Annotated in this window: 27 protein-coding genes; 10 read left to right on the forward strand and 17 right to left on the reverse strand. The window is 40.3% G+C overall.

The annotated features are described in order from the left end of the window. Positions 1–75 precede the first annotated feature (75 nt). The gene (locus tag B3394_RS08410; protein WP_286915139.1) at positions 76–1,545 is read left to right on the forward strand and encodes a serine hydrolase domain-containing protein; all 1,470 of its coding nucleotides are present in this window, start codon (positions 76–78) and stop codon (positions 1,543–1,545) included. A 127-nt stretch (positions 1,546–1,672) separates the two neighbouring features. Here B3394_RS08410 and B3394_RS08415 read toward each other — a convergent pair whose 3' ends face one another. Together B3394_RS08415 and B3394_RS08420 are read right to left on the reverse strand one after the other, a co-directional pair. Then, the gene (locus tag B3394_RS08415; protein ID WP_286916029.1) at positions 1,673–2,437 is read right to left on the reverse strand and encodes a TIGR02757 family protein; all 765 of its coding nucleotides are present in this window, start codon (positions 2,435–2,437) and stop codon (positions 1,673–1,675) included. A 37-nt stretch (positions 2,438–2,474) separates the two neighbouring features. After that, on the reverse strand, positions 2,475–3,137 hold the full coding sequence (locus B3394_RS08420) for an ABC transporter ATP-binding protein (RefSeq protein ID WP_177735760.1): 663 nt from the start codon (positions 3,135–3,137) through the stop codon (positions 2,475–2,477). Between the two features lie 161 nt (positions 3,138–3,298). Between B3394_RS08420 and msrA the strand changes: the two genes are divergently transcribed. Together msrA and B3394_RS08430 are read left to right on the forward strand one after the other, a co-directional pair. Continuing rightward, the gene (gene msrA, locus B3394_RS08425; RefSeq protein WP_286915141.1) at positions 3,299–3,943 is read left to right on the forward strand and encodes a peptide-methionine (S)-S-oxide reductase MsrA; all 645 of its coding nucleotides are present in this window, start codon (positions 3,299–3,301) and stop codon (positions 3,941–3,943) included. 46 nt (positions 3,944–3,989) lie between these two features. Beyond that, entirely contained in the window at positions 3,990–4,283 is a 294-nt protein-coding gene (locus B3394_RS08430) for a hypothetical protein (protein ID WP_177735756.1), read from the forward strand. A 27-nt stretch (positions 4,284–4,310) separates the two neighbouring features. Here the strand turns inward: B3394_RS08430 and B3394_RS08435 are convergent, their stop codons facing one another. The 7 genes from B3394_RS08435 to B3394_RS08465 form a co-directional block, all read right to left on the reverse strand. Beyond that, a complete protein-coding gene (locus tag B3394_RS08435; RefSeq protein ID WP_177735754.1) occupies positions 4,311–4,616 on the reverse strand; it encodes a DUF6787 family protein in 306 nt (101 codons plus the stop codon). A gap of 32 nt (positions 4,617–4,648) precedes the next feature. Further along, entirely contained in the window at positions 4,649–5,095 is a 447-nt protein-coding gene (locus B3394_RS08440) for a DUF6146 family protein (RefSeq protein ID WP_286915146.1), read from the reverse strand. Positions 5,096–5,198: 103 nt separating this feature from the next. Beyond that, a complete protein-coding gene (locus tag B3394_RS08445; RefSeq protein ID WP_286915148.1) occupies positions 5,199–5,756 on the reverse strand; it encodes a DUF937 domain-containing protein in 558 nt (185 codons plus the stop codon). Between the two features lie 49 nt (positions 5,757–5,805). Beyond that, positions 5,806–6,771, reverse strand: a complete 966-nt coding sequence (locus tag B3394_RS08450) for a D-2-hydroxyacid dehydrogenase (protein ID WP_177735748.1) — start codon at positions 6,769–6,771, stop codon at positions 5,806–5,808. A gap of 23 nt (positions 6,772–6,794) precedes the next feature. After that, entirely contained in the window at positions 6,795–7,865 is a 1,071-nt protein-coding gene (serC, locus tag B3394_RS08455) for a 3-phosphoserine/phosphohydroxythreonine transaminase (protein WP_286915153.1), read from the reverse strand. An 8-nt stretch (positions 7,866–7,873) separates the two neighbouring features. Further along, positions 7,874–8,275, reverse strand: coding sequence for an LNS2 domain-containing protein (locus B3394_RS08460; protein WP_177735744.1), 402 nt, complete (start codon positions 8,273–8,275; stop codon positions 7,874–7,876). A 66-nt stretch (positions 8,276–8,341) separates the two neighbouring features. Next, a complete protein-coding gene (locus tag B3394_RS08465) occupies positions 8,342–9,400 on the reverse strand; it encodes an acyl-CoA reductase (protein WP_286915158.1) in 1,059 nt (352 codons plus the stop codon). Positions 9,401–9,460: 60 nt separating this feature from the next. Between B3394_RS08465 and B3394_RS08470 the strand changes: the two genes are divergently transcribed. Further along, positions 9,461–9,811 (forward strand): 4Fe-4S dicluster domain-containing protein, encoded by a 351-nt coding sequence (locus B3394_RS08470; RefSeq protein WP_177735740.1) that lies wholly within the window; start codon positions 9,461–9,463, stop codon positions 9,809–9,811. Positions 9,812–9,857: 46 nt separating this feature from the next. Here B3394_RS08470 and B3394_RS08475 read toward each other — a convergent pair whose 3' ends face one another. Beyond that, complete coding sequence (locus B3394_RS08475; protein WP_273243767.1) at positions 9,858–10,397, reverse strand: hypothetical protein; 540 nt, start codon at positions 10,395–10,397, stop codon at positions 9,858–9,860. A gap of 182 nt (positions 10,398–10,579) precedes the next feature. Here B3394_RS08475 and ychF point away from each other — a divergent pair, with 182 nt between their 5' ends. The 6 genes from ychF to B3394_RS08505 all read left to right on the forward strand — a co-directional run bounded on the left by ychF (position 10,580) and on the right by B3394_RS08505 (position 18,038). Beyond that, on the forward strand, positions 10,580–11,674 hold the full coding sequence (gene ychF / locus B3394_RS08480; RefSeq protein ID WP_286915162.1) for a redox-regulated ATPase YchF: 1,095 nt from the start codon (positions 10,580–10,582) through the stop codon (positions 11,672–11,674). 112 nt (positions 11,675–11,786) lie between these two features. Further along, complete coding sequence (locus B3394_RS08485) at positions 11,787–12,314, forward strand: NADPH-dependent FMN reductase (protein WP_273243763.1); 528 nt, start codon at positions 11,787–11,789, stop codon at positions 12,312–12,314. A gap of 75 nt (positions 12,315–12,389) precedes the next feature. Further along, on the forward strand, positions 12,390–13,076 hold the full coding sequence (locus tag B3394_RS08490) for a TIGR02117 family protein (RefSeq protein ID WP_286915165.1): 687 nt from the start codon (positions 12,390–12,392) through the stop codon (positions 13,074–13,076). A gap of 6 nt (positions 13,077–13,082) precedes the next feature. Further along, positions 13,083–13,388 carry a hypothetical protein gene (locus B3394_RS08495; RefSeq protein WP_286915166.1) on the forward strand — a complete coding sequence of 102 codons (306 nt, stop codon included), beginning with the start codon at positions 13,083–13,085 and terminating at the stop codon, positions 13,386–13,388. 107 nt (positions 13,389–13,495) lie between these two features. Beyond that, on the forward strand, positions 13,496–15,352 hold the full coding sequence (locus B3394_RS08500; protein WP_177735728.1) for a DNA topoisomerase IV subunit B: 1,857 nt from the start codon (positions 13,496–13,498) through the stop codon (positions 15,350–15,352). A 40-nt stretch (positions 15,353–15,392) separates the two neighbouring features. After that, entirely contained in the window at positions 15,393–18,038 is a 2,646-nt protein-coding gene (locus B3394_RS08505) for a DNA gyrase/topoisomerase IV subunit A (RefSeq protein WP_177735726.1), read from the forward strand. 32 nt (positions 18,039–18,070) lie between these two features. On the opposite strand, the gene B3394_RS08510 is transcribed toward B3394_RS08505, so the two are convergent. The 7 genes from B3394_RS08510 to B3394_RS08540 form a co-directional block, all read right to left on the reverse strand. Beyond that, the gene (locus tag B3394_RS08510) at positions 18,071–18,841 is read right to left on the reverse strand and encodes a TerC family protein (protein WP_177735724.1); all 771 of its coding nucleotides are present in this window, start codon (positions 18,839–18,841) and stop codon (positions 18,071–18,073) included. Between the two features lie 52 nt (positions 18,842–18,893). Beyond that, the gene (locus B3394_RS08515) at positions 18,894–19,265 is read right to left on the reverse strand and encodes a DNA topoisomerase IV (protein WP_286915172.1); all 372 of its coding nucleotides are present in this window, start codon (positions 19,263–19,265) and stop codon (positions 18,894–18,896) included. Then, a complete protein-coding gene (locus B3394_RS08520) occupies positions 19,262–19,837 on the reverse strand; it encodes a DUF1572 family protein (RefSeq protein WP_286915174.1) in 576 nt (191 codons plus the stop codon). The genes B3394_RS08515 and B3394_RS08520 overlap by 4 nt, the downstream gene beginning before the upstream one ends. A 2-nt stretch (positions 19,838–19,839) precedes the next feature. Then, entirely contained in the window at positions 19,840–20,067 is a 228-nt protein-coding gene (locus tag B3394_RS08525) for a DUF6095 family protein (protein ID WP_177735718.1), read from the reverse strand. A 21-nt stretch (positions 20,068–20,088) separates the two neighbouring features. Further along, the gene (gene murQ / locus B3394_RS08530; RefSeq protein ID WP_177735716.1) at positions 20,089–20,904 is read right to left on the reverse strand and encodes an N-acetylmuramic acid 6-phosphate etherase; all 816 of its coding nucleotides are present in this window, start codon (positions 20,902–20,904) and stop codon (positions 20,089–20,091) included. Between the two features lie 121 nt (positions 20,905–21,025). After that, positions 21,026–21,724 (reverse strand): ZIP family metal transporter, encoded by a 699-nt coding sequence (locus tag B3394_RS08535; RefSeq protein ID WP_273243754.1) that lies wholly within the window; start codon positions 21,722–21,724, stop codon positions 21,026–21,028. Between the two features lies 1 nt (position 21,725). Then, on the reverse strand, positions 21,726–22,457 hold the full coding sequence (locus B3394_RS08540) for a class I SAM-dependent methyltransferase (protein ID WP_177735712.1): 732 nt from the start codon (positions 22,455–22,457) through the stop codon (positions 21,726–21,728). Positions 22,458–22,593 lie beyond the last annotated feature (136 nt).

Here is a 22,593-nt window from a genome sequence, read left to right on the forward strand (position 1 = left end):
TTTTATTCGGTCGCATAGTTTTCGTTTCCGTCACATATTTGTATCGAAATAAAATTTTAACTAAAACACGATACAATGAAAACAACTATTTATTTACTGACTCTCTTAGTAATAATTTCCGGATGTCAAACGACCCATATAGGATCCTCAAAAAAACGGGACTATAGCTTTCTTACCGATAGTTTGAAAATTGAACAGCAATTGGAGAAATATAAACTGGCAGGATTTAGCCTTGTTGTTTTTGAAAATTATAACATTGTCTATTCCAGTCAATTTGGGGTGAAATCAATTAATTCTAAAGAAAAGATCGATGAAAATACGGCATTTTCTACAGCATCAATTGCAAAACCAGTAACAGCACTTCTTTGTCATATACTGGAAGAGAAAGGATTAATTAATTTAGACACTCCTATAGACAATTACCTGAAACGCTGGCATTTGCCAAAAAGCAGGTTTACTGAAAATAATAGCCCAACCTGGAGACAATTTCTTAACCATACAGCGGGCACAAGTCAGAGTGGATTTGAAGACCATTATGAAGGGGAAACAATTCCAACCATAAAACAAAGTCTTTTAGGACAGATACCAAGGTATAATAAAGAAATTGAATTCCTGTTTACGCCCGGAACCGACTGGAATTACAGCGGCGGCGGTTATGTAATTATCCAGATGGCATTAGAAGACACTTTTGAGAAACCTGTTGCGGAACTTGCGCAAACCTATATTTTTTCACCTCTTGGTCTGAAAAATACAACAATGATACAGCCTGATGAGAATGGATTTCTGAAAAATGTAGCGATGGTTCACGATAAGGATGGAAAAGTTATTAAAACAGGCTTGCCAATCACGCCGCAAGTTGCAGCATCAGGATTATGGTCTACACCGGGTGATTTAGCAAAACTTGCTATTGAGATACAAAATGCTTTGCGCAATAAAAATAACAAAGTGATTTCTCATAGTATTGCAAAAAAAGTAACGGAAGTAACTGCTTTAAAAAATGCTGTTGGTGGCTGGGGATACGGCTGGCAAAAGTCCGGTGGTTATAATAATTACGATTGGTTTATGTGTAACGGTTCCAATACCGGAGTTGGAGGTAGTGTTTTTGCGACTATGACAGATGGAAACGGCTTTGTGTTTCTTGCGAATGGTGAAAAACCGAATCGTATTCCTGTGATGAATCATACTCAAAGAAAGATTCTGACACTGATGGACTGGAACAATAAAACGCCTGATGAAGCGACTCAGGAAATACCCTTGAGTTTAAAAGAAAAACTAATCGGAACGTATGACGATTTCCTTTACCAGCAGGGAATGGAAACCAAAATAGTAGAAAGAAATAACCGTCTTTATGTTGAATCGGCAATTTTAGAACATTTTAAAGGAAAAAATGATAATGAATTGCTTTATCTGAAAAACGGGTTATTTAAAATTGTAGATTATCCGAACGTATTAAAGTTCGAATTTAATAATGGAAAACCACATTCCGTTATTTTAACAAGAAATAATCTGAATGCTAAAGTTGAACTGGATGCTAAAGTAAAATAACTGTTGCACCAAGATTTGATAATGAGCGTTTTGTTATGTTTTTATGGCGTATAAAACGCTCATTGAGTGATTTTGGTTTTATTTCTAAAAGACTTGAACGTAATTGTTTAAGTCTTTTGTTGTATTGTTAAAACCCTTCAAAAACGCCTAATCCAAACAAAGCGAAATCATATTTTACAGGATCCAGAGGATCCATTTTTCGAAGATTTAAATCGAGTTCTGCTAATGCTTTACCGTCGTTTTGCTTTCGCGAAAGCAGGGCTAATTTCCGGGCTACGTTTCCTGAATGTACGTCAAGCGGACAGGAAAGTTTAGCAGGCGGAATATTTTTCCATATTCCTAAATCGACACCTTTATTATCCTGGCGAACCATCCAGCGCAGGTACATGTTGATGCGTTTGGCTGCGGAATTGTTTAACGGATCGGAAATGTGTTTTTGTGATCGTGGCAAATGTTCAATTTCAAAAAAAACTTTTTTGAATTCGTGTATGCTTTTTTGCAGACTGTCTTCTTCCTGATTTTTTGAAAAAACAGCTTCCAGACCGCCATGATTTTTATAGATGTGCTGCAATCCTTTTACAAAACTGCCAAAGTCTTTTCCGTTAAAGGTACGATGCACAAAGCTCTCAAGCCTTGCGATATCGTCATCGGTATGGCTCATGATAAAATCATACGGCGAGTTGCCCATCAGTTCCATCATGCGGTGCGCATTTTTAATGATCATTTTGCGGTTTCCCCAGGCAATGGTAGCACTCAGGAAGCCGGCAATTTCGATATCTTCTTTTAGCGAAAATAAATGCGGGATCTGCACCGGATCGCTTTCAATAAAATCAGGATTGTTGTATAAAGCCACCTTTTCGTTTAAAAAAGACTGCAATTCCAAAAAATCCATAGGCAATGTACCGGTATTGATTGTCGACATTTGAAGGCTATTTACTGATTAAACCGTCGACCATCACGAGTTTGCGGTCGGCCATATTGGCAAGCTCCTCATTGTGGGTAACAATAACGAATGTCTGTCCGAATTCATCCCGTAACTTAAAGAAAAGCTGGTGCAGGTTTTCGGCAGAATGGGTGTCCAGGTTTCCGGAAGGTTCATCGGCAAAAATAACGGCAGGCTTGTTAATTAACGAACGGGCCACGGCAACACGCTGCTGTTCCCCGCCGGAAAGTTCTCCCGGTTTGTGGTGCATGCGGTGGTACAATCCCAGATAGTTCAGCAATTTGGTCGCTTCTTCTTCCGTTTCCTGTTTGTTTTTTCCGGCAATAAAAGCGGGAATACAAACGTTTTCCAAAGCTGTAAATTCCGGCAGCAGCTGATGGAACTGGAAAATAAAGCCCAATTGCAGGTTGCGGAATCTGGAAAGTGCTTTGTCATTCATTTTTAAAACCTCCTCATTGTTGATAATCAGCGAAGTTCCGCTTTCAACGGTAGGTTTGTCCAGGGTGCCTAAAATTTGCAATAAGGTCGTTTTTCCGGCACCGGAAGCCCCAACAATGGAAACAATCTCTCCTTTTTGAATGTGTAAATCCACACCCTTCAATACATGAAGTTTATCGTAATATTTATGAATGTTTTTTGCCTGTATCATTTTCTGGAATTTGTACAAAGAAACAAAGATTTTGAGTAAAAAGAAATCTAAACAGGGATATTATTCCGTAGATATGGAAACCGGTAGCCGGCGAACATAAAGTTTCGTTAACAAACAAAATCGGATTTTTTAATTGGTTAATTTTGATAAAAAGTAACGTTATGAAAAGTATTTTTGCCTTATTATTTGCATTGACGGCGGTTTCGTGTCAATCCAAAGAAAAAAAACTTTCAGCAGAAAAAAACAAAGAAATTGAAATTATGGATGAACAAAAAGGATTAGAAGTGGCTACGGTAGCCGGAGGTTGTTTCTGGTGTACAGAAGCTGTTTTTCTGGAGTTAAAAGGAGTGAAAAAAGTGGTTTCCGGCTATACCGGCGGTACCCTTAAAAATCCAACCTATAAAGAAATCTGCACCGGAACAACCGGACATGCGGAAGCCATTGCAATTACCTTCGATCCTAAGCTGATTTCGTATGACGATATTCTGGAAGTGTTTTTTGCAACACATGATCCCACAACATTAAACCGTCAGGGTGCCGATGTGGGTACGCAGTACCGAAGTGAGATTTTCTATAACAGCGAAGCGCAGAAAAAGGCGGCTGAAAATTTTATAAAACTGCTGAATGACCAGAAAATTTATGGTAAAAACGTGGTAACTGCCATTTCCAAAGCCGGTATTTTCTATCCGGCAGAAGATTACCATCAGGATTATTACAACCAGAATAAGTCCCAGCCGTACTGTATGGCAGTCATTAATCCGAAGCTGGAAAAGCTCCGCAAAAACTATCCGTCGAAGCTGAAATAATTTTGGCACCGAATTTGCGTTATTAACTGTAAATTAATACTATAAAATGGCTGATATTCAGGTTAAAACGGCTTCCGACAGCAAACAGCAAAAACTAATGCTCAGTATTTTGTTTGATGCCATCGGCTGTATGACGTATTTACTTCCTTTTCTGGGAGAATTTGTAGACATCGCGTGGGCGCCTGTAGCCGGATTTTTGCTGGCAAGGATGTATAAAGGAACCGTGGGAACCGTTGGAGGTATCTTTGCTTTTGTTGAAGAGTTAATGCCCGGACTGGACTTTATTCCCACATTTACACTCACGTGGATTTATACGTATATGATTAAAAAACAGGAATAAAACAAAAGAGGCTGCAAAGCCTCTTTTTTATTGTTTGAAAAGGAACCCGAGTCCCATATGACGGAGCATTTTTTTTACAAAGTTCCAGAAAAAAGTAAACTGCCCGAAGAGCGTTCCGATGATCACTAACAGTACTTTATAAACCGGAAGTATAATGATAAGCCGCAAAGGCCAGTACAGCCAAGGCGTTAAATTGTCTTTGGTGATACCCAGCCATTCTACTAACGGTTTTGAAAGATAAGAAGCTGTTGACCCGGTTATCGCAAATACAATAAAGATGATGACTATCTGAAAGTTAGAGGAAACACCCCATCGCTGTTTTAATTTTTCCATGGCTATTAGAAATAGGCTCAAAAATACAACTTTTATGGTCGCGGAGCAAAGACTCCAAGCCGAATATTGTTTTTTAATTGGAAATAGACTAAATAATTATAAAGCATATAATTCACTTCATAGCCGTAATCGGTACCGCTTCTGTAATCAATAGCCATCTGGAATAAATCTTCCTGTCCTCTTCTGGGGGAAATCACATGGGTATTCCATTCGGTTACCCACGGAATGTTGCGGCTTTCCAGATAGCTTTGGGTGTAAAATCCTCTTGGTTTCGCTCTGCCGATCAGCCAGGAATTAAAGCCGGGATCAATAATGATGATTTCATACTGTAACTCGTCATTAGCAATACGAATCGTGTCGTTGTTCGCTGCAGCTGCGGCAGTTCCGGTTTGGGATATTCCGGTAGGCTGCCTGGGTGTACTGCAACTGAACACGCCAATGCATAAAACGATAATTCCGATGATACCAAAGTTTTTCATAAGACAGAATTTCCCATAAAGTTACCAAAAAGATGCCGGAAGCGCTATTTTTTTAACAAAAAAGCCTGGCGTATGCCAGGCTTTTGAAACGTATGTGTTTTGCTTATTTACCGAACAATTTTCCTAAAAGTCCGCCAATACCACCTTTTTTACTAACAGCTGCCATGGCATCGCTCATATCGACTTTTCCGTCGTTATTCTGGTCCAGGCCAAATTGCCCGCCATATTTTGAAATGGCGTCCATCAAACCGGAACTGCCGTTTCCGCCGGAAATAGCGTTAACAATATCCGAAATCTGAAACCCTTGTTCATTCGGATCCTTTGCCTTGTTCACTAAGGAGCCTAATACATTAGGGATCAAACTGCCTGCCACACCGGAAGCCGCTTTGGTACTCAAACCGAATTTCTGACCTAAATCGCCGGTTAACTGTTCGGATAATTTCTGAACAACAGGATTGGAACCGGACGAAGCATTGTTGCCCTGGAACAAACCGGCTAACTGGTCAATTCCGCCTTCGGAAGCAATTTTCTGTAATCCCGAAAAAATAGAACTGCCGGCTTCAGCCATCACGCTTTCGTTTAATTCGTTAGGAACGGCATTGTTTTTTACAATGGCATCGCCTCCGTATTGCTGTACTAATTGGGTTAATTGTTCAAGCATATCGTTTGATTTATAGTTGGTTATCAAATGTAAACAAAAAAACGTTCTGTTAAGATTGTGAATTTGTTTTTAATAAACTGATAATCTGTTCTGCCAGTTCGGTACCGATGCGTTCCTGCGCTTCAATGGTAGCCGCACCAATGTGGGGCGTCAGTGAAATTTTAGGATTCATCAAAACCTGGATAGCAGGAGTAGGCTCTTCTTCAAAAACATCCAATCCGGCAAAAAGCACCTTTTCATCATCCAAAGCATCAATTAAAGCGACTTCATCGATCACACCGCCACGGGCGCAATTGATGATGCCGACACCTTCCTTCATCAGGTCAAATTCTGCTTTCCCGATAACATAGGTATCCTGAGCCGGTACATGCAGGCTGATAAAATCGGAATGTTTCAGAACATCTTCAATCGGTTCGGTTTCAATGTCCACATTGATAAACTGACCGTTGTAAAAGTCCACTTTAATGGTCGCTTCATCCACATATTTATCGGTTGCGATCACTTTCATACCCAAACCTAAAGCCATACGGGCAACTTCACGGCCAATACGGCCGAAGCCGATAATACCGATCGTTTTGCCACGTAGTTCAATTCCGTTTGCATACGCCTTTTTTAGGTTATTGAACTGAGTGTCGCCATCCAGCGGCATGTTCCGGTTAGCATCGTGAAGAAAGCGAACGCCGGAAAATAAATGTGCAAATACCAGTTCTGCTACAGATTCCGAAGAAGAAGCGGGTGTGTTGATAACGTGTATTCCTTTTTCGCGGGCATAGGCAACGTCTATATTGTCCATACCTACACCGCCGCGGCCCACCACTTTAAGCGTCGGGCAATTGTCGATAATATCCTGGCGTACTTTTGTCGCGCTGCGAACCAGCAGTACGTCGATTTCGTTTTTATTAATGTAATTAGCAACCTGTTCCTGTGCAACTTTTGTTGTGATTACTTCAAAGCCTCCTTTTTCCAAAGCGTCAATACCGCTTTGCGAAAGGCCGTCATTAGCTAATACTTTCATTGTAAATAATGTCGTTAATTTTTTTAAGCGATTCTTTCTAATTCTTTCATGGCGTCTACCAAAACCTGTACGCTTTCCAGCGGAAGGGCATTGTACATGGAAGCGCGGTATCCGCCTACAGAGCGGTGACCGTTTAGTCCGGAAATTCCGGCTTCTTTCCACAGTTTGTCGAAAAGTTCTTTATGTGTGTCATTTTCCAGAAGGAAAGTCGCATTCATGATCGAACGATCTTCGGTAACTGCCGTTCCTTTAAATAACGGATTGCGGTCTATTTCGCCATATAATAAAGCGGCTTTGGCTTCATTTACTTTTTCGATAGCGCTGATTCCGCCCAGGTTTTTAAGCCATTGCAGCGTTAATAAAGAAGTGTAAATAGAAAAAACCGGCGGCGTGTTGTACATGCTTTCCTTGTCGATATGCTGCTGATAGTTCAGGATATTGGGAATGGCTCGGCCGGTATGGTTCAGGATACTTTCTTTAACAACAACCAGAGTCGTTCCGGCTGGTCCCATATTTTTCTGGGCACCGGCATAAATCAGGTCAAATTTTGAAAAATCGATTGTACGGGAAAAAATATCGGAACTCATGTCGCATACCACCGGAACCGATGTTTCCGGGAACGTTTTCATTTGGGTTCCGAAAATGGTATTGTTGCTGGTACAGTGAAAATAATCCGAATCGGCAGCAATAGTATAGTCTTTGGGAATATGATTGTAGTTTTCCGGTTTTGAAGACGCTGTGACAATCGTTTCTCCGAAAGCTTTGGCTTCTTTAATCGCGCCGCTTGCCCAGGTACCGGTATCCAGATAGGATGCTTTTCCGTTTACTTTCATCAGGTTATACGGGATGCGAAGGAATTCCATACTGGCACCGCCCTGTAAAAACAAAGCCTGGTAGCCTTTTCCCTGTAAGCCTAAAAGTTCAAGAGCCAAAGCCCTTACTTCTTCCATAACGGCAACAAATTCTTTACTTCTGTGGGATATTTCCAATATGGATAAGCCGGTATTGTTAAAATCTAAAACGGCTTGTGATGCTTTTTGAAAAACTTCTTGTGGTAAAATGCAGGGACCTGCGCTGTAATTGTGTTTTTTCATTGGGGAAACTAATCTTTAAAAACTTGAATAACGACTTCTTTGTCTACTAAATCGGTAAATTTACCATTGTAACGGGTGGCTTTAACCAGATGGTTATCAATCCAGTGATAATTACCGCCCCGGGGTTTGCCCATCAGGATACTGTGGTATTTAAAACCGTGCTTTATCAGCCATTTTTCCGTAACCTCACGGTGCTCTTCGGTGCGCGAGGTGAAAAAACAGATAATATGACCTTCATCATACCATTTGTTGATTGTTTCAAGAGCATCCGGGAAAGGAAGACAAGTTTCCATTCTTTCAGGTTCTTCATTGGGAATATCGTCGGTAATGGTACCGTCAATATCAATGAGATAGTTCTTAATCCCGTCTTTGAGTACAGGACTAACATTGTTTTTGTGTTCTAGTTGCATTGAGTGTGTTTAAGACTGTAAATTTCCTAAAAAAAATAATCTTAATCACAAAAGAAAACGAGAAAGTTAGATTTTTATTAAAAAAGCAATCGTGTCCACATTATCTGCATAATCCCAAAGTTTAGGCTTCTGGGTTTGCCCGAAAATAACACTATCCTCAATAATGCTATTTGATACAATGCACTGAAGCTGATCTTTTTCGGAGTTGAGTTTCTCTGTTAAAGCAGCAATGGAATCGTAATATTCATAGAAAACAGACGAAATAGGAGAGGCATAGCTGGAATCTTCCTTGATTGTCAGGAATTCATTGTCCAGAAGCTTGAAGCCGCTCATCAGAAAAACCGCCTTGTTATAATCGTAATTGTTGGTGTATTTTTCATAATAGATAACATCCCTGTATTCATACATGGCTTCAAAGAAAAGCGTGAAATCATAGTCTTTCGGCACAAATAATTTCGAAACGTTACGGCAGCCCAGGCCGAAATAACGGAAAATATCTTCACCAAGCCCGATCAGGTCTTCTTTGCTTTCCTTTCCGTTTAAAATAGCAACGGAATTTCTGTTCTTGCGAATGATGCTCGGCTTGTCTTTAAAATAGTATTCAAAATAACGGGCCGTATTGTTGCTTCCGGTAGCGATTACCGCATCGAAATTTTCCAGTTTCCCGTCTGTAAAAGTGATATAATCGGCTAATTCCGGCTGTATGGCAATCAGATAACCGGCTAAAAAAGGAAGCAGCTTCTGATCGTTGGATGATGTTTTAATCAAAACCTTGTGGCCGGACAGGATAACCGACAAGAAATCATGAAAGCCAACCAGCGGAATGTTTCCGGCAAGAATTAAGCCCACCGTTTTGGGTTTTACGGCAGTGAAATCATAGCGGGACAACCATTTGTCAAGCTGTTCTTCGGTCAGGGCTTCTGCCCATGACTGTATTGCAAAATAAACCTGCTCCGGAGTGAACCAGCCATTATGGGATTGCGATAATTCAATTAGTGTGATAAAGTTATCATAGAATAAGGCATTGTTCTTCACATCCGGTTTTTGCTCATTTCCGTTTATCGAAAACTGATTTAAAAACTTTCCTAATTCAATAAAACTTGTTTTTTTATCGCTTTGTGTCATGAGTGGCTTGTTTATGAATGGTTTTGATTGTAATTTTGTGCAAAAATAATAAAATTAGCTATGGCAATCATTATAACAGACGAATGTATCAACTGTGGGGCTTGCGAGCCTGAGTGTCCAAACACGGCTATCTATGAAGGGGCAGACGATTGGAGATATAAAGACGGTACCAAATTAACCGGTAAAATAGTGCTTCCGGACGGAACAGAAGTGGATGCGGAAGCAGCACAGACGCCCATTTCGGATGATATATATTATATTGTTCCGGGCAAATGTACGGAATGTAAAGGTTTTCACGAAGAACCGCAATGTGCGGCAGTATGTCCGGTGGATTGCTGTGTTCCGGATGATAACCATGTGGAAAGTGATGAAACACTTTTACAGCGACAATCCTTTTTGCATAACGAATAAAAAAAAGCCTCAAGATTTCTTGAGGCTTTTTTTTGTGCTTTCCGGATTAGTTACGAATGATTTCTGCTTTTTCAAACGTTACCGTATCGGCTTTTTCATCGTATGTTTCCATGATCAAATCACCGTTGGCATCAAAATGGCCAATGGAAATTTTGTTTTTATTTTTTACAATATACGTATTGTTAGACGTTTCTCTAAGAACTGCCAACTGTTTTTTGGTGTCCGGATTGATAATAGTGTATCCCACTTTATCAAGCAATACCTGGTATTTCTGTCCTTTGTAGGTGTAATAAGCAGAGCGGTCTACATCTACATAACGGGTAACACCGTCAACAGTAACTTTAACTTTAGAAACAACCTGAGTTGGTCCTAACTGCATTTCTTTGTTTAAAGATTTGGAATTGGCATCTTTTAATTCAACGTCCTGAACTTTTTCTAATTCCTCGGTTTTAACGATTTTTTTCTCGCCTTCAGAATCCTTTATTGTTCTTACGGTTGTTTTAACTTCAGACTGAACATTTGTGTTTTGGGCGTATATACCCGCAGAGAAGAATAGTATTATTAAACTTAAAATTGATCTTTTCATAATATTTTTTTATTTTAAGGTTACTATTTAACAAATATAAGCTTTAAAAACGGAAATATTAAACAATTTGTATTAAAAAATTTATAAAAAAACGTTTTTTTGCCAATAAAATGTTAAAATAAAAGTAGGTTGAAGTTTGGCTAATAATCAATATATTTGCAGACTTTTAAAAACTCATATACATGAAAGCTGGAATCGTAGGATTACCTAATGTTGGGAAATCAACCTTATTCAATTGTTTGTCGAATGCAAAAGCACAAAGTGCTAACTTTCCGTTTTGTACTATTGAACCGAATATCGGTGTGGTAAATGTTCCGGACCCGAGATTGGAAAAATTGGAGGAATTAGTGAAGCCGGAGCGTGTACAGCCAGCTACAGTGGATATTGTGGATATTGCCGGTCTTGTAAAAGGAGCCAGTAAAGGAGAAGGTTTAGGAAACCAGTTTTTAGGAAACATCCGCGAGTGTAATGCGATCATACACGTTTTGCGTTGTTTTGATAATGATAATATTGTTCATGTAGACGGTAATGTAAATCCTATCCGTGACAAAGAAACAATTGATATCGAATTGCAGCTGAAAGATCTGGATACCGTTGAAAAACGTTTGGAAAAAGTAAAAAAAGCGGCAAAAACAGGAAATAAAGAAGCGCAGGTTGAGGAAGCATTGCTATCCCGAATCCGTGAAACATTATTGGCAGCGAAATCTGCCCGTACAGTTGTACCGCAAAATCATGATGAGGAGGCTTTAATGGAAGGTTTTCAGCTGATTACGGCAAAACCGGTTTTATATGTATGTAATGTAGACGAAGGTTCTGCGGCAACAGGAAACAGTTATGTAGATCAGGTTAGAGAACTGGTAAAGGATGAAAATGCGGAGGTTATTGTTCTGGCAGTAGGAACGGAAGCGGATATTACAGAGTTGGAAAGCTATGAGGAACGCAAAATGTTCCTGGAAGATTTAGGTTTAACAGAACCGGGTTCGTCAGTATTGATCCGTGCGGCTTACAAATTGTTAAACCAGCAGACGTATTTTACGGCTGGTGTTAAAGAAGTACGTGCCTGGACGATCAACGTGGGTGACACGGCGCCAAAAGCAGCCGGAGTAATCCACACTGATTTTGAAAAAGGATTTATCCGTGCTGAGGTTATTGCTTATGATGATTATGTAGCCTTTGGTTCGGAATCAAAAGTAAAAGAAGCCGGAAAATTAAGAGTGGAAGGAAAAGAATATATCGTTAAAGACGGTGATGTAATGCACTTTAGATTTAATGTCTAATTAACGGAGTAAAATAAGATAAAAAGCGAAACAATTGTTTCGCTTTTTTTATGGCGTCTGCTGAAATCGGTATGGCTAATTTTAGTAATTTTAGACGGAAAAAAATATACCTATGAAAATTATCGCTTTCGCTGGCAGTAACAGCCATAACTCTATAAATAAGAAACTGGTAACCTATGTTGCAAATTTGTTTGAAGATGCAACTGTTGAGGTACTTGATTTAAACGATTATGCCCTGCCGGTATTCAGTGTCGATTTAGAGCAGGAAATAGGGAAGCCGCAACTGGCAACGGATTTTTTGGAGAAGCTGGCTTCTGCAGAAATGATCGTGGTTTCACTGGCCGAGAATAACGGTAATTATTCCGTAGCGTTTAAAAATATTTTTGACTGGAGTTCCCGGCAGCTTAAAGATGTTTTTCAGCAAAAAGCGGTTTTGCTCATGGCGACTTCTCCGGGTGCAAGAGGTGGGGCAAGTGTGTTGGAAATAGCCAAAAACAGCCTGCCGAGATATGGTGCTAATATCGTGGCAACATTTTCATTACCGGGTTTTTATGAAAATTTCGATGTGGATAAAAAGCAGATCTCCAATCCGTTGTTTGACAACCAGATTAAAGATATTGTAAAAGAATTCAGTTTTTAATAGAAATGGTCTTTAATTTGATAGTATTTCCTGTAATAGTGAAATAGTATTAACAAAACCGGATTTTTATCAGGAATGGTTGTATTTAAAAAATGCCTCAGGATTTTGGGCTGGACAGTTGCCGGAATCACAGGATTTCTATTGCTGTATGTCATAGCAGTATTGGTATTGTCCCGGATTACTGTTAACGATACGGAAGTGGCTAACGGACAGCGGGATATTGCTGTTTATATACTGACCAATGGGGTGCATACGGATGTCGTGGTACCGGTAAAAAATGAGGTCAGGGACTGGACAAAAGAAGTGCCTTTCCGGCAAACCAGATCTAAGGATAGTATTATGAATTACCTGGCTTTCGGATGGGGTGATAAAGGATTTTACCTGGATACGCCCGAATGGTCCGATTTAAAAGCCGGTACGGCTTTTAATGCTGTTTTTAACCTGGGAAGTTCGGCTATGCACACCACTTTTTATAAGAAAATGATGGAAGGGGAAGACTGTAAAAAGATAATGCTGTCCAAAGAAGATTATCGGCAGCTGGTTGCTTATATTGCCGGTAGTTTTCAGCGGGATGCAAACGAAAAAGTACTCTGGATACAGCATCGGAGCTATGGTAAAAACGATGCTTTTTATGAAGCTAACGGTGCTTACAACCTGTTTTATACCTGTAATACCTGGGCGAATAATGCTTTAAAAGCGGCACGGCAGAAGGCAAGCTGGTGGGCCGTTTATGACAAGGGAATATTTTGCCATTATAACTAATATACTATGAAATTTAAAAAAAATATCAGAAACATACTGTTGCTGTTTATAGCCAGTTTTATCGCGTATTTTCTGGGCGCAAATTTTCAATATAACATAAAGTACAACTGGATACATAAAACAGGTGTCTATTTAGGATATGCCTTGTTGTTTCTTTCGGTTTTTGCTTCCGTGACCACAACGCTGGAAATTGCAAAATCGGATGAGGTAAAACCTAAAATGCTATGGATTTTGCTCGCGGGAATTCCGATTTTATTCTGTTTTGTAATATTTATACTATCTTTAGTAGCGTTTGATTTGAAGCTTTTTTGATTGTCAGAGAATCAGTTGTTTACAAATTCTGTTTGATAACTTTATTGCTGCGCTCTTTCATTTTTTCGGCAGAAATGCTATATTAGCAGAAAATCCAAAATTTCTTTATGCTAGAGCAAAATCAGTACACCGAAGACAATATACGTTCACTCGATTGGAAAGAGCATATCCGTATGCGTCCCGGAATGTATATCGGAAAACTTGGGGACGGATCTTCACCTGATGACGGTATTTATATTCTTCTGAAAGAGGTTCTTGACAACTGTATCGACGAATTTGTAATGGGCGCCGGAAAAACCATTGAAGTCACGGTAAAGGACAAAATGGTAACGGTACGCGATTATGGCCGTGGGATTCCATTGGGTAAAGTGGTCGATGTTGTTTCGAAAATGAATACCGGGGGAAAATATGACTCCAAAGCGTTTAAGAAATCGGTAGGTCTGAACGGGGTCGGTACCAAAGCCGTAAATGCCCTTTCCAACTATTTCCGCGTGGAATCTGTCCGCGACAACCAGCAGAAAGCAGCCGAATTCTCTGCCGGAAATTTAACGCTGGAAGAAGAGATTGTAGAAACAACCAAACGCAAAGGAACAAAAGTATCCTTTATTGCGGATGAAACCATATTCAAGCATTACAAGTACCGTAACGAGTACATTGTTAAAATGCTTAAAAATTACTGTTACCTGAATACCGGATTAACCATTATTTACAATGGCGAAAAATTCTATTCGGATAACGGTCTGAAAGACTTACTGGAAGAAACCATTTCGGAAGAAGACATGATCTACCCGATCATCCACTTAAAAGGGGATGATATTGAAGTCGCATTAACCCACAGTAAAACACAATATTCAGAAGAATACTATTCGTTCGTAAACGGGCAGAATACCACTCAGGGAGGTACCCACTTAGGAGCTTTCCGTGAAGCTATTGTGCGAACGATCAAAGAATTTTACAATAAAAACTTTGAAGCGTCCGATGTGCGGAAATCCATTGTTTCGGCTATCTCGGTAAAAGTTGAAGAGCCGGTTTTCGAATCGCAGACCAAAACCAAACTGGGATCGACCGATATGGGGCCAAATTCACCGTCGGTACGTACCTATGTCAATGATTTCGTAAAAACAAACCTGGATAACTTCCTGCATAAAAACCCGGAAGTAGCCGATTTGTTACTGCGCAAGATTCTACAGGCGGAAAGAGAACGTAAAGAACTTTCCGGAATCCGGAAATTAGCCAAGGACCGTGCAAAAAAAGCCAGTCTGCACAACCGTAAACTACGCGATTGCCGCGTGCATTTAACCGATATTAAAAATCCGCGTTATCTGGAAAGTACCCTGTTTATCACGGAGGGAGATTCCGCATCGGGTTCCATCACCAAATCAAGGGATGTGAATACGCAGGCGGTATTCAGTTTGCGTGGAAAACCGCTGAACTCGTATGGGATGACTAAGAAAATCGTATACGAAAATGAAGAATTCAACCTGCTTCAGGCAGCCTTGAACATTGAAGAAGATATGGGCGACCTGCGGTACAACAACATTGTAATTGCTACCGATGCCGATGTCGATGGTATGCACATTCGTTTGCTGCTCATCACGTTTTTCCTGCAATTCTTTCCCGAACTGATTAAAGCGGAACACTTGTATATTCTGCAAACGCCGTTATTCCGGGTGCGTAATAAAAAGGAAACAATTTATTGTTACAGTGAAGACGAACGGGTAGCCGCGATAGAAAAATTAAAACCGAAACCGGAAATAACCCGATTTAAAGGATTGGGAGAGATTTCTCCGGATGAGTTTAAACACTTTATCGGCGAAGACATCCGTCTGGATCCGGTAATGCTGGATAAAGCAACATCCATAGAAAAATTACTGGAATTCTATATGGGAAAAAATACACCCGATCGTCAGGAATTTATCATTAAAAACCTGAAAGTAGAATTGGACGTGGTTGAGGATAAATAAAAATCGAGTTTCAAATTTCAATTTTGAATTAAGCATATAAATGGACGAAGAAAATTTAGATCCAATAGAAGAAGGGCAGTCACAAGGGGAACAGTTTTATAATAATCAGGAAACAACTGATAACGATACGATTACGAAAGTAACCGGAATGTATAAAGACTGGTTTCTGGACTATGCTTCCTATGTTATCCTGGAACGTGCAGTTCCGGCAATTGAAGACGGTTTTAAACCGGTACAGCGCCGTATCATGCACTCTATGAAAGAGCTGGATGACGGGCGTTACAATAAGGTTGCCAACGTGGTAGGACATACCATGCAGTATCACCCTCACGGAGATGCGAGTATTGGTGATGCGATGGTACAGATTGGTCAGAAAGATTTATTGATCGACACGCAGGGGAACTGGGGAAACATCCTGACCGGTGATGGTGCGGCAGCTTCGCGTTATATTGAAGCCCGTATCAGTAAATTCGGATTGGAAGTATTGTATTCGCCAAAAATTACCCACTGGCAGCTGTCCTATGACGGACGTCGTAACGAACCGATCAATTTACCGGTAAAATTCCCGTTACTGCTGGCACAGGGTGGTGAAGGTATTGCCGTAGGTCTTTCTACAAAAGTACTGCCGCACAACTTTAACGAACTGATTGATGCTTCGATAAAAATATTAAAAGGAAAACCGTTTACCCTGTATCCGGATTTTCCAACGGCAGGTATCGCCGATATGTCGGCCTATAACGATGGTGTTAGGGGCGGGCGTGTACGCGTACGTGCCAAGATTTCACAATTAGACAAACAAACACTGGTTATTTCCCAGATTCCTTTTTCGACCAATACCACAACGCTGATTGACAGTATTTTAAAAGCGAATGAAAAAGGGAAGATAAAAGTTAAAAAAATTGAAGACAATACGGCTGCCGATGTTGAAATATTGATCCATCTTCCGCCGGGTGTTTCACCGGATAAAACAATTGATGCGCTCTATGCCTTTACCGGCTGTGAAACATCTCTGGCGCCTTTAGGCTGTGTGATCCAGGATAACAAGCCATTATTTATCGGTGTTTCTGAAATGTTGAAAATCTCAACAAACAGAACGGTAGAATTACTCAAGCGAGAACTGGAAATCCAGTTGGAGGAACTTGAGGAACAATGGCATTTTGCTTCTTTGGAACGTATTTTCATCGAAAACAGGATTTACCGTTTAATTGAGGAAGAAGAAACCTGGGATGGTGTGATTAAAGCCATCGATAAAGGGCTGGCACCACACGTTACCCATTTGAAACGCGCGGTAACCGAAGAAGATATTGTTCGTTTAACGGAAATCCGGATCAAGCGTATCTCGAAATTCGATATTGACAAAGCACAGGAGAAGATCGAAGCTTTGGAAGGAGATATCGCACAGGTAAAATATGATCTGGAACACCTGATCGATTTTACGATTGCCTATTTTACCCGATTAAAAGAACGTTACGGAAAAGGAAGAGAACGCCAGACCGAGATTCGCAGTTTTGACACCATTGAAGCGACGAAAGTAGTGCTTCGAAATACAAAACTATACGTAAACCGTGAAGAAGGGTTTATTGGTACCGGACTTAAAAAAGACGAGTATGTTGCGGATTGTTCCGATATTGACGATGTGATTGTTTTCCTTCGCGACGGTAACATGATGATCTCCAAAGTAGACGATAAAAAGTTTATCGGGAAAGACATTATTCACGTGGCGGTATTCGACAAAAACGATAAAAGGACAATATACAACATGATTTACCGCGATGGTAAATCCGGACCTTCCTATGTGAAACGTTTTAATGTTTCCGGGGTAACCCGTGATAAAATGTATGATCTTACGAATGAAACGAAAGGATCGCAGGTGTTGTACTTCTCCCACAATCCGAATGGAGAGGCCGAAGTAGTGACCGTATTGCTGCGTCAGGTGGGCAGTATTAAAAAACTGAAATTCGATCTGGATTTTGCAACCCTGACCATAAAAGGACGGGGCAGTAAAGGAAATACCGTTACCAAATATCCGATTAAAAAAATAGAACTGAAAGAAAAGGGCATTTCTACCTTAAAACCAAGACGCATCTGGTTTGACGATACCGTACAACGATTGAATGTCGATGGCAGGGGAGAGCTTTTAGGAGAATTCCGTCCGAATGACCGGTTGCTGATCATCAATCAGTCCGGAAAACTAAAAACCATCGTACCGGAGCTTACCACGCATTTTGATGAAGATATGGTGGTACTGGAAAAATGGGTTCCTAAAAAACCGGTTTCGGCAATTTATTATGACGGCGAAAAGGAACGCTATTATGTGAAACGATTCCTGATTGAAAACGAAAATAAAGAAGAGGTGTTTATTTCCGAGCATCCTAACTCGCAGCTGGAAATTGTTTCGACCGATTACAGACCGGTAGCAGAGATTGTTTTTGCAAAAGTAAAAGGTGTTCAGAAAGAGAACCAGACGATCGACCTGGAGCAGTTCATTGCGGTAAAAGGTATAAAAGCCTTAGGGAACCAGCTAACGACAGATAAGCTTAAACAGGTTAACCTGCTGGAATCGCTGCCGTATGATCCGCCAGCGGAAGAAATCCCGGAAGAGATTGAAGTTCGCGGCGAAGAAGATTTATCGGATGAAAATGTACAATTGGAAGACGACGGTCAGATTACGCTGACGTTAGACTAATAAAAAAGCCCTCAATTGAGGGCTTTTATTTTTTATTTGCGTTTGCGGATTTTCATGTTGACAAATTCTACTGCCAGCGAGAAAGCAATGGCAAAATAGAGGTAGCCTTTCGGAACCGCACCAATGTGCTGTCCGGCTAATGTAGCCTCCGATAAGTGCATACTTTCCGTGATTAGCATAAAACCGATAAGGATTAAGAATGCCAGTCCCAGAATCTGAATGGAAGGGTTTGAGTTTACAAAGTTTCCAACAGGAACTGCGAATAGCATCATAACACCAACCGAAATAATTACCGCAGTAATCATAATAACTAAGGCACCGTTAAGACCGTTTGTCATTCCCACAGCAGTAAGGATACTGTCTACAGAGAAAATAAGGTCAATCAGTAATATCTGGAAAATAACATTTCCAAACGATTTGGCCGCAGCCGTTTTGATGTTGTGCTCTTCTTCCCCTTTATGGTCCACTTTTTCATGGATTTCTTTGGTACTTTTATAAATCAGGAATAAACCTCCTAATAATAAAATAAGTGCCTGACCGGTAAAATGCCCGTTAAACCAGCCCCAGTTTACGCTGAATAAAGGTTCTTTCATGGCAATTAGCAACGTGATCCCGAATAATAAGCCTATTCTCATGAACATGGCTAAGAACAATCCGATCCGGGTAGCTTTTTTTCGTTTCTCTTCCGGTAATTTTCCGGTAACGATCGAAATAAAGATAATGTTGTCAATACCCAATACGATTTCAAGGAATGTTAAAGTTAATAAAGCGATCCACGCATCCGGATTTAAGAATACTTCCATTTTAGTTTTTTGTTATTTGGTTTTGGTTTAAAATACAGCTGTTAAACGTAAATTAATCGATTTTTGTTACAGTTCCTTTCTGTTTTTTTGGGTCGCCCACAAAAGAGTACTCAAAAGTATAGCCTTTGTTGCTGGTAGTCAGTATTTTCATACTGATGGCTTTTTTATCCTGCATGTTCTTCGGATGCAGTTTTTGCAGGACAAATTCACAATCATTGGTCCAGCGAACGGAAGCCGTGTCGGTTTTTCCGTTAAAGGTCTCGATTTGCAGGCTGTCGGTTCTTTCAAATACGGATGTCATGTGTTTGCCGTCTATTTCCTGGGAAAATTCAAATTTTCCGGTTCGGAAATCCTTGCAGTTACGTTCCTGGTTGTAGCAGGAAACAAAAACAATAATAAAAGAAAGTAGTGCTGTTTTTTTCATTGTAATTTTTTTAACTCTTCGTCGGTAAAGTTTCGTATGGTTTTCTCTTTGGAGAATTTTTCGGCATTATAGGCGTTGGATTTGTTTTTAGGAATCGAAAGACTGTCCCAGTTTCCTTTTTTCAGCATTTTAGCATAAAAAACAATTTGTCCAACATGGTAAGGATAATGGGCTAACTGACGGTTGATCGCTTCCGTAACGGTATGCCCTTCATTGCGGATATAGATAATTTCCGAAAGCTGTTCCGGCTGCAGGCTGTTTAAAGTGTCAAGCAGGCAATTCCAGCCTTTGTCCCAGGCTGCCTGTAACTCCTCTTTGGTCATAACCGATTCTTCAAACTCTTCATCACGGTTGCGCCACGCTTTCTCCCCATCAGTGGTCAGGAAGTCGGTCCATCGGGAAAGCATATTGCCGGAAAGATGTTTGACAATCATGGCAATGGAATTGGTATCGTCATTTAAAGAAACAAAGAATTGTTCCGGTTCCAGCTGCTCCATGGCTTTTTCGCCTATAGTCTTGTAGTATAGAAACTGTTTTTTGACACTTTCCAGATAGTTGCTGTTGATTTCCATGATTATGATTCTTTATCAAACATGCTACTGGTAATGGTTCGCAGTCCCAAAAACATAAACCACATTGCGGTAATGCAAACTAAAATCCCCAAACCAAGTACCGGATAAAACAAGGGATTATTTTGATTTTTAAAAGAGCTGTTGATAATAACAGGTCCTAAAAACAGTAACGGTAAGGCTCCGGCCAGATACCGGATCCCTCTGCTTAATACTTTTTTGTTGGTATGCATGATTTTGTGTGTTAAGTTTCGCTAAATACGATTGTAATTGTCAATGGCTTTACGGACGTTCTGGTGTTCTTCCAGCAGTTTTTGCGCCTCTTCATAGGTAACATTAATCTCGCTCATAATCATCCGGATACCTCTGTCTACCAATTTGTGATTGCTCAGCTGCATGTCCACCATTTTATTGCCTTTCACTTTGCCCAGTTGAATCATCGTTGCGGTAGAAAGCATGTTTAAAACCAGTTTTTGTGCAGTACCGGCTTTCATACGGGAGCTTCCGGTAACAAATTCCGGCCCTACAACAACTTCAACAGGAAATTTTGCCGTTTCGGCTAAAGGACTTCCCTGGTTGCAGGTAATGCATCCGGTGGTAATATTCAGCTGATTGCATTTTTCCAGGCCGCCAATTACATAAGGAGTCGTTCCCGAAGCGGCAATGCCAATCACGACATCGTTTTCGGTCATGTTCCATTCCGACAGGTCTTTCCAGGCCTGTTCGCGGTCATCTTCGGCAAACTCCACCGCTTTCCGGATCGCAGTGTCGCCACCGGCTATTAATCCGATTACCAGGTCGAAAGGAACGCCAAAAGTTGGCGGACATTCGGAAGCATCCACAATTCCCAAACGGCCGGAAGTTCCGGCACCTATGTAGAACAAACGGCCGCCGTTTTTCATTTTGGCAACAATCTCGGTTACCAGAACTTCAATTTGCGGCAGGGCTTTTTCAACAGCCAAAGGAACGGTTTTGTCTTCGTTGTTGATGTTTGTCAGTAATTCCGAAACGGACATTTTTTCTAAATGTTCATATTTCGAAGCTTGCTCGGTGATGCGTGTAAATGACATTGGTGAAACGAAATTAATAGTATTGCTATATTTTATTGATCAGGCTAACAAGAGGGTTAATTGCCCTTTGCCTATTGCCTTTTATTTATTGCTTTTGCCTTTTTATTACCAGTTATCAAATTTACATAAAATAAGCCAGGATTATCCCTAATATAATGGCCGTTAACTTAGCCATATTGAATTTATGGCCTTCGCTGCTTTCAAAAATAATAGTGGACGAAATATGGAATAAGATACCAATTACAATAGCGGTAATCTGACTGTAATATTCGCTGATAAACGGTAAATATCCTGCTAAAAGGGTTCCCAGTGGTGTCATGGAGGCAAATACCATCATGAAAATAAAGATGGCCGTTTTATTCAGGTGCGAATTGATAAAAAAGGTGGTTAATATAATCGCTATCGGGAAATGGTGAATGGCAATTCCCCAGGCTAAATCATGGTGATGGCTTACCGGTAAACCTTCCAGTAAGGCGTGTAAACACAAACTGATGAATAACGACCACGGAATGTGGTGCATGGTTTCATGTCCGTGAACATGCCCGTGTTCGGCACCTTTCGAAAAATATTCCAGTACGATCTGGAAGACAATCCCGATCATGATAAAAATCCCGACAGGACTGTGGGCGTGATCGTGGCCTTCGTGGGCGTGATTGCTGGCTTCATAAACTTCCGGCAGCAAATGGGAAACCGTCAGCGCCAGCAGGAATGAGCCGCTGAACGCTAATAATAACTTTAGATTCTGTTTATTTTTCGGACGGAAAAAGGTTGCCGCAACATACCCTATAATTACCGATAGTAAAGGAATTAAGTATAGCATATTATTTGAAAATCATTATAAGTCGTTCGGAATCGTTTTTTAAAAATTTACGCAGTTTGTAATCGCCAAATACATCCAGTAAGAATATACCAGCCTCTTCCATCATGGCTTCAAAATCGGCAAGTGTAAGTGCCTTTACTTTTTCTGTAAAATGGAACTGTTCGCCATTGTCTTCAAAGCGGATTTCTTTATAAATATGATTGTCCTTTTCATAACGCTGAATGTGGAAATCGATGCCTTCCACTGTTTTTACTTCTTCCGGCACCAGGTTATTGACCACATGTGTTACGTTCATAAAATCAATAACGGCAAAACCATATTCCGATAAGCTGTCTTTAATTGCCTGTAGCGTAGTCAGGTTGTCGGCGTCACTTTCAAAATAGCCGAAGCTGGTAAAAAGATTAAAAATAGCATCAAATTTTTGTTCAAAAGGCAGACGCATGTCGTGTACCTGAAAATGCAGCGTGTCGTTGGTGTATTGGGAAGCGCTTTTAATGCTGTTTTCGGATAAATCGGCTCCAGTCACATCATAACCCAGCTGATTCAGATAAACCGAATGACGTCCTTTACCGCAGGCTAAATCAAGGATTTTAGCATTTTCCGGCAGGTTAAGGTAGTGGGTCAGGTTATCCATGAATACTTGCGCTTCAGAGTAGTCACGATCCTTATACAGTATGTGATAATAAGGGGTGTCAAACCAGGAAGCATACCAGGTAGTTGTATCTTTTTGCATTTTTTTAGAATTTCAAAATAGTTTAATCAGCGTACTAATTAAAATTAATAATTATTGAGTGTGGTAAACGAAAGTGTAATAAGTTTTACACAAGCCAACAAATTTAGTGTATTTTTGCGGATGTAATTCCAAAATT

The sequence above is a fragment of the Flavobacterium sp. UBA4197 genome (assembly GCF_002379575.1).
Lineage (GTDB): Bacteria > Bacteroidota > Bacteroidia > Flavobacteriales > Flavobacteriaceae > Flavobacterium > Flavobacterium inviolabile.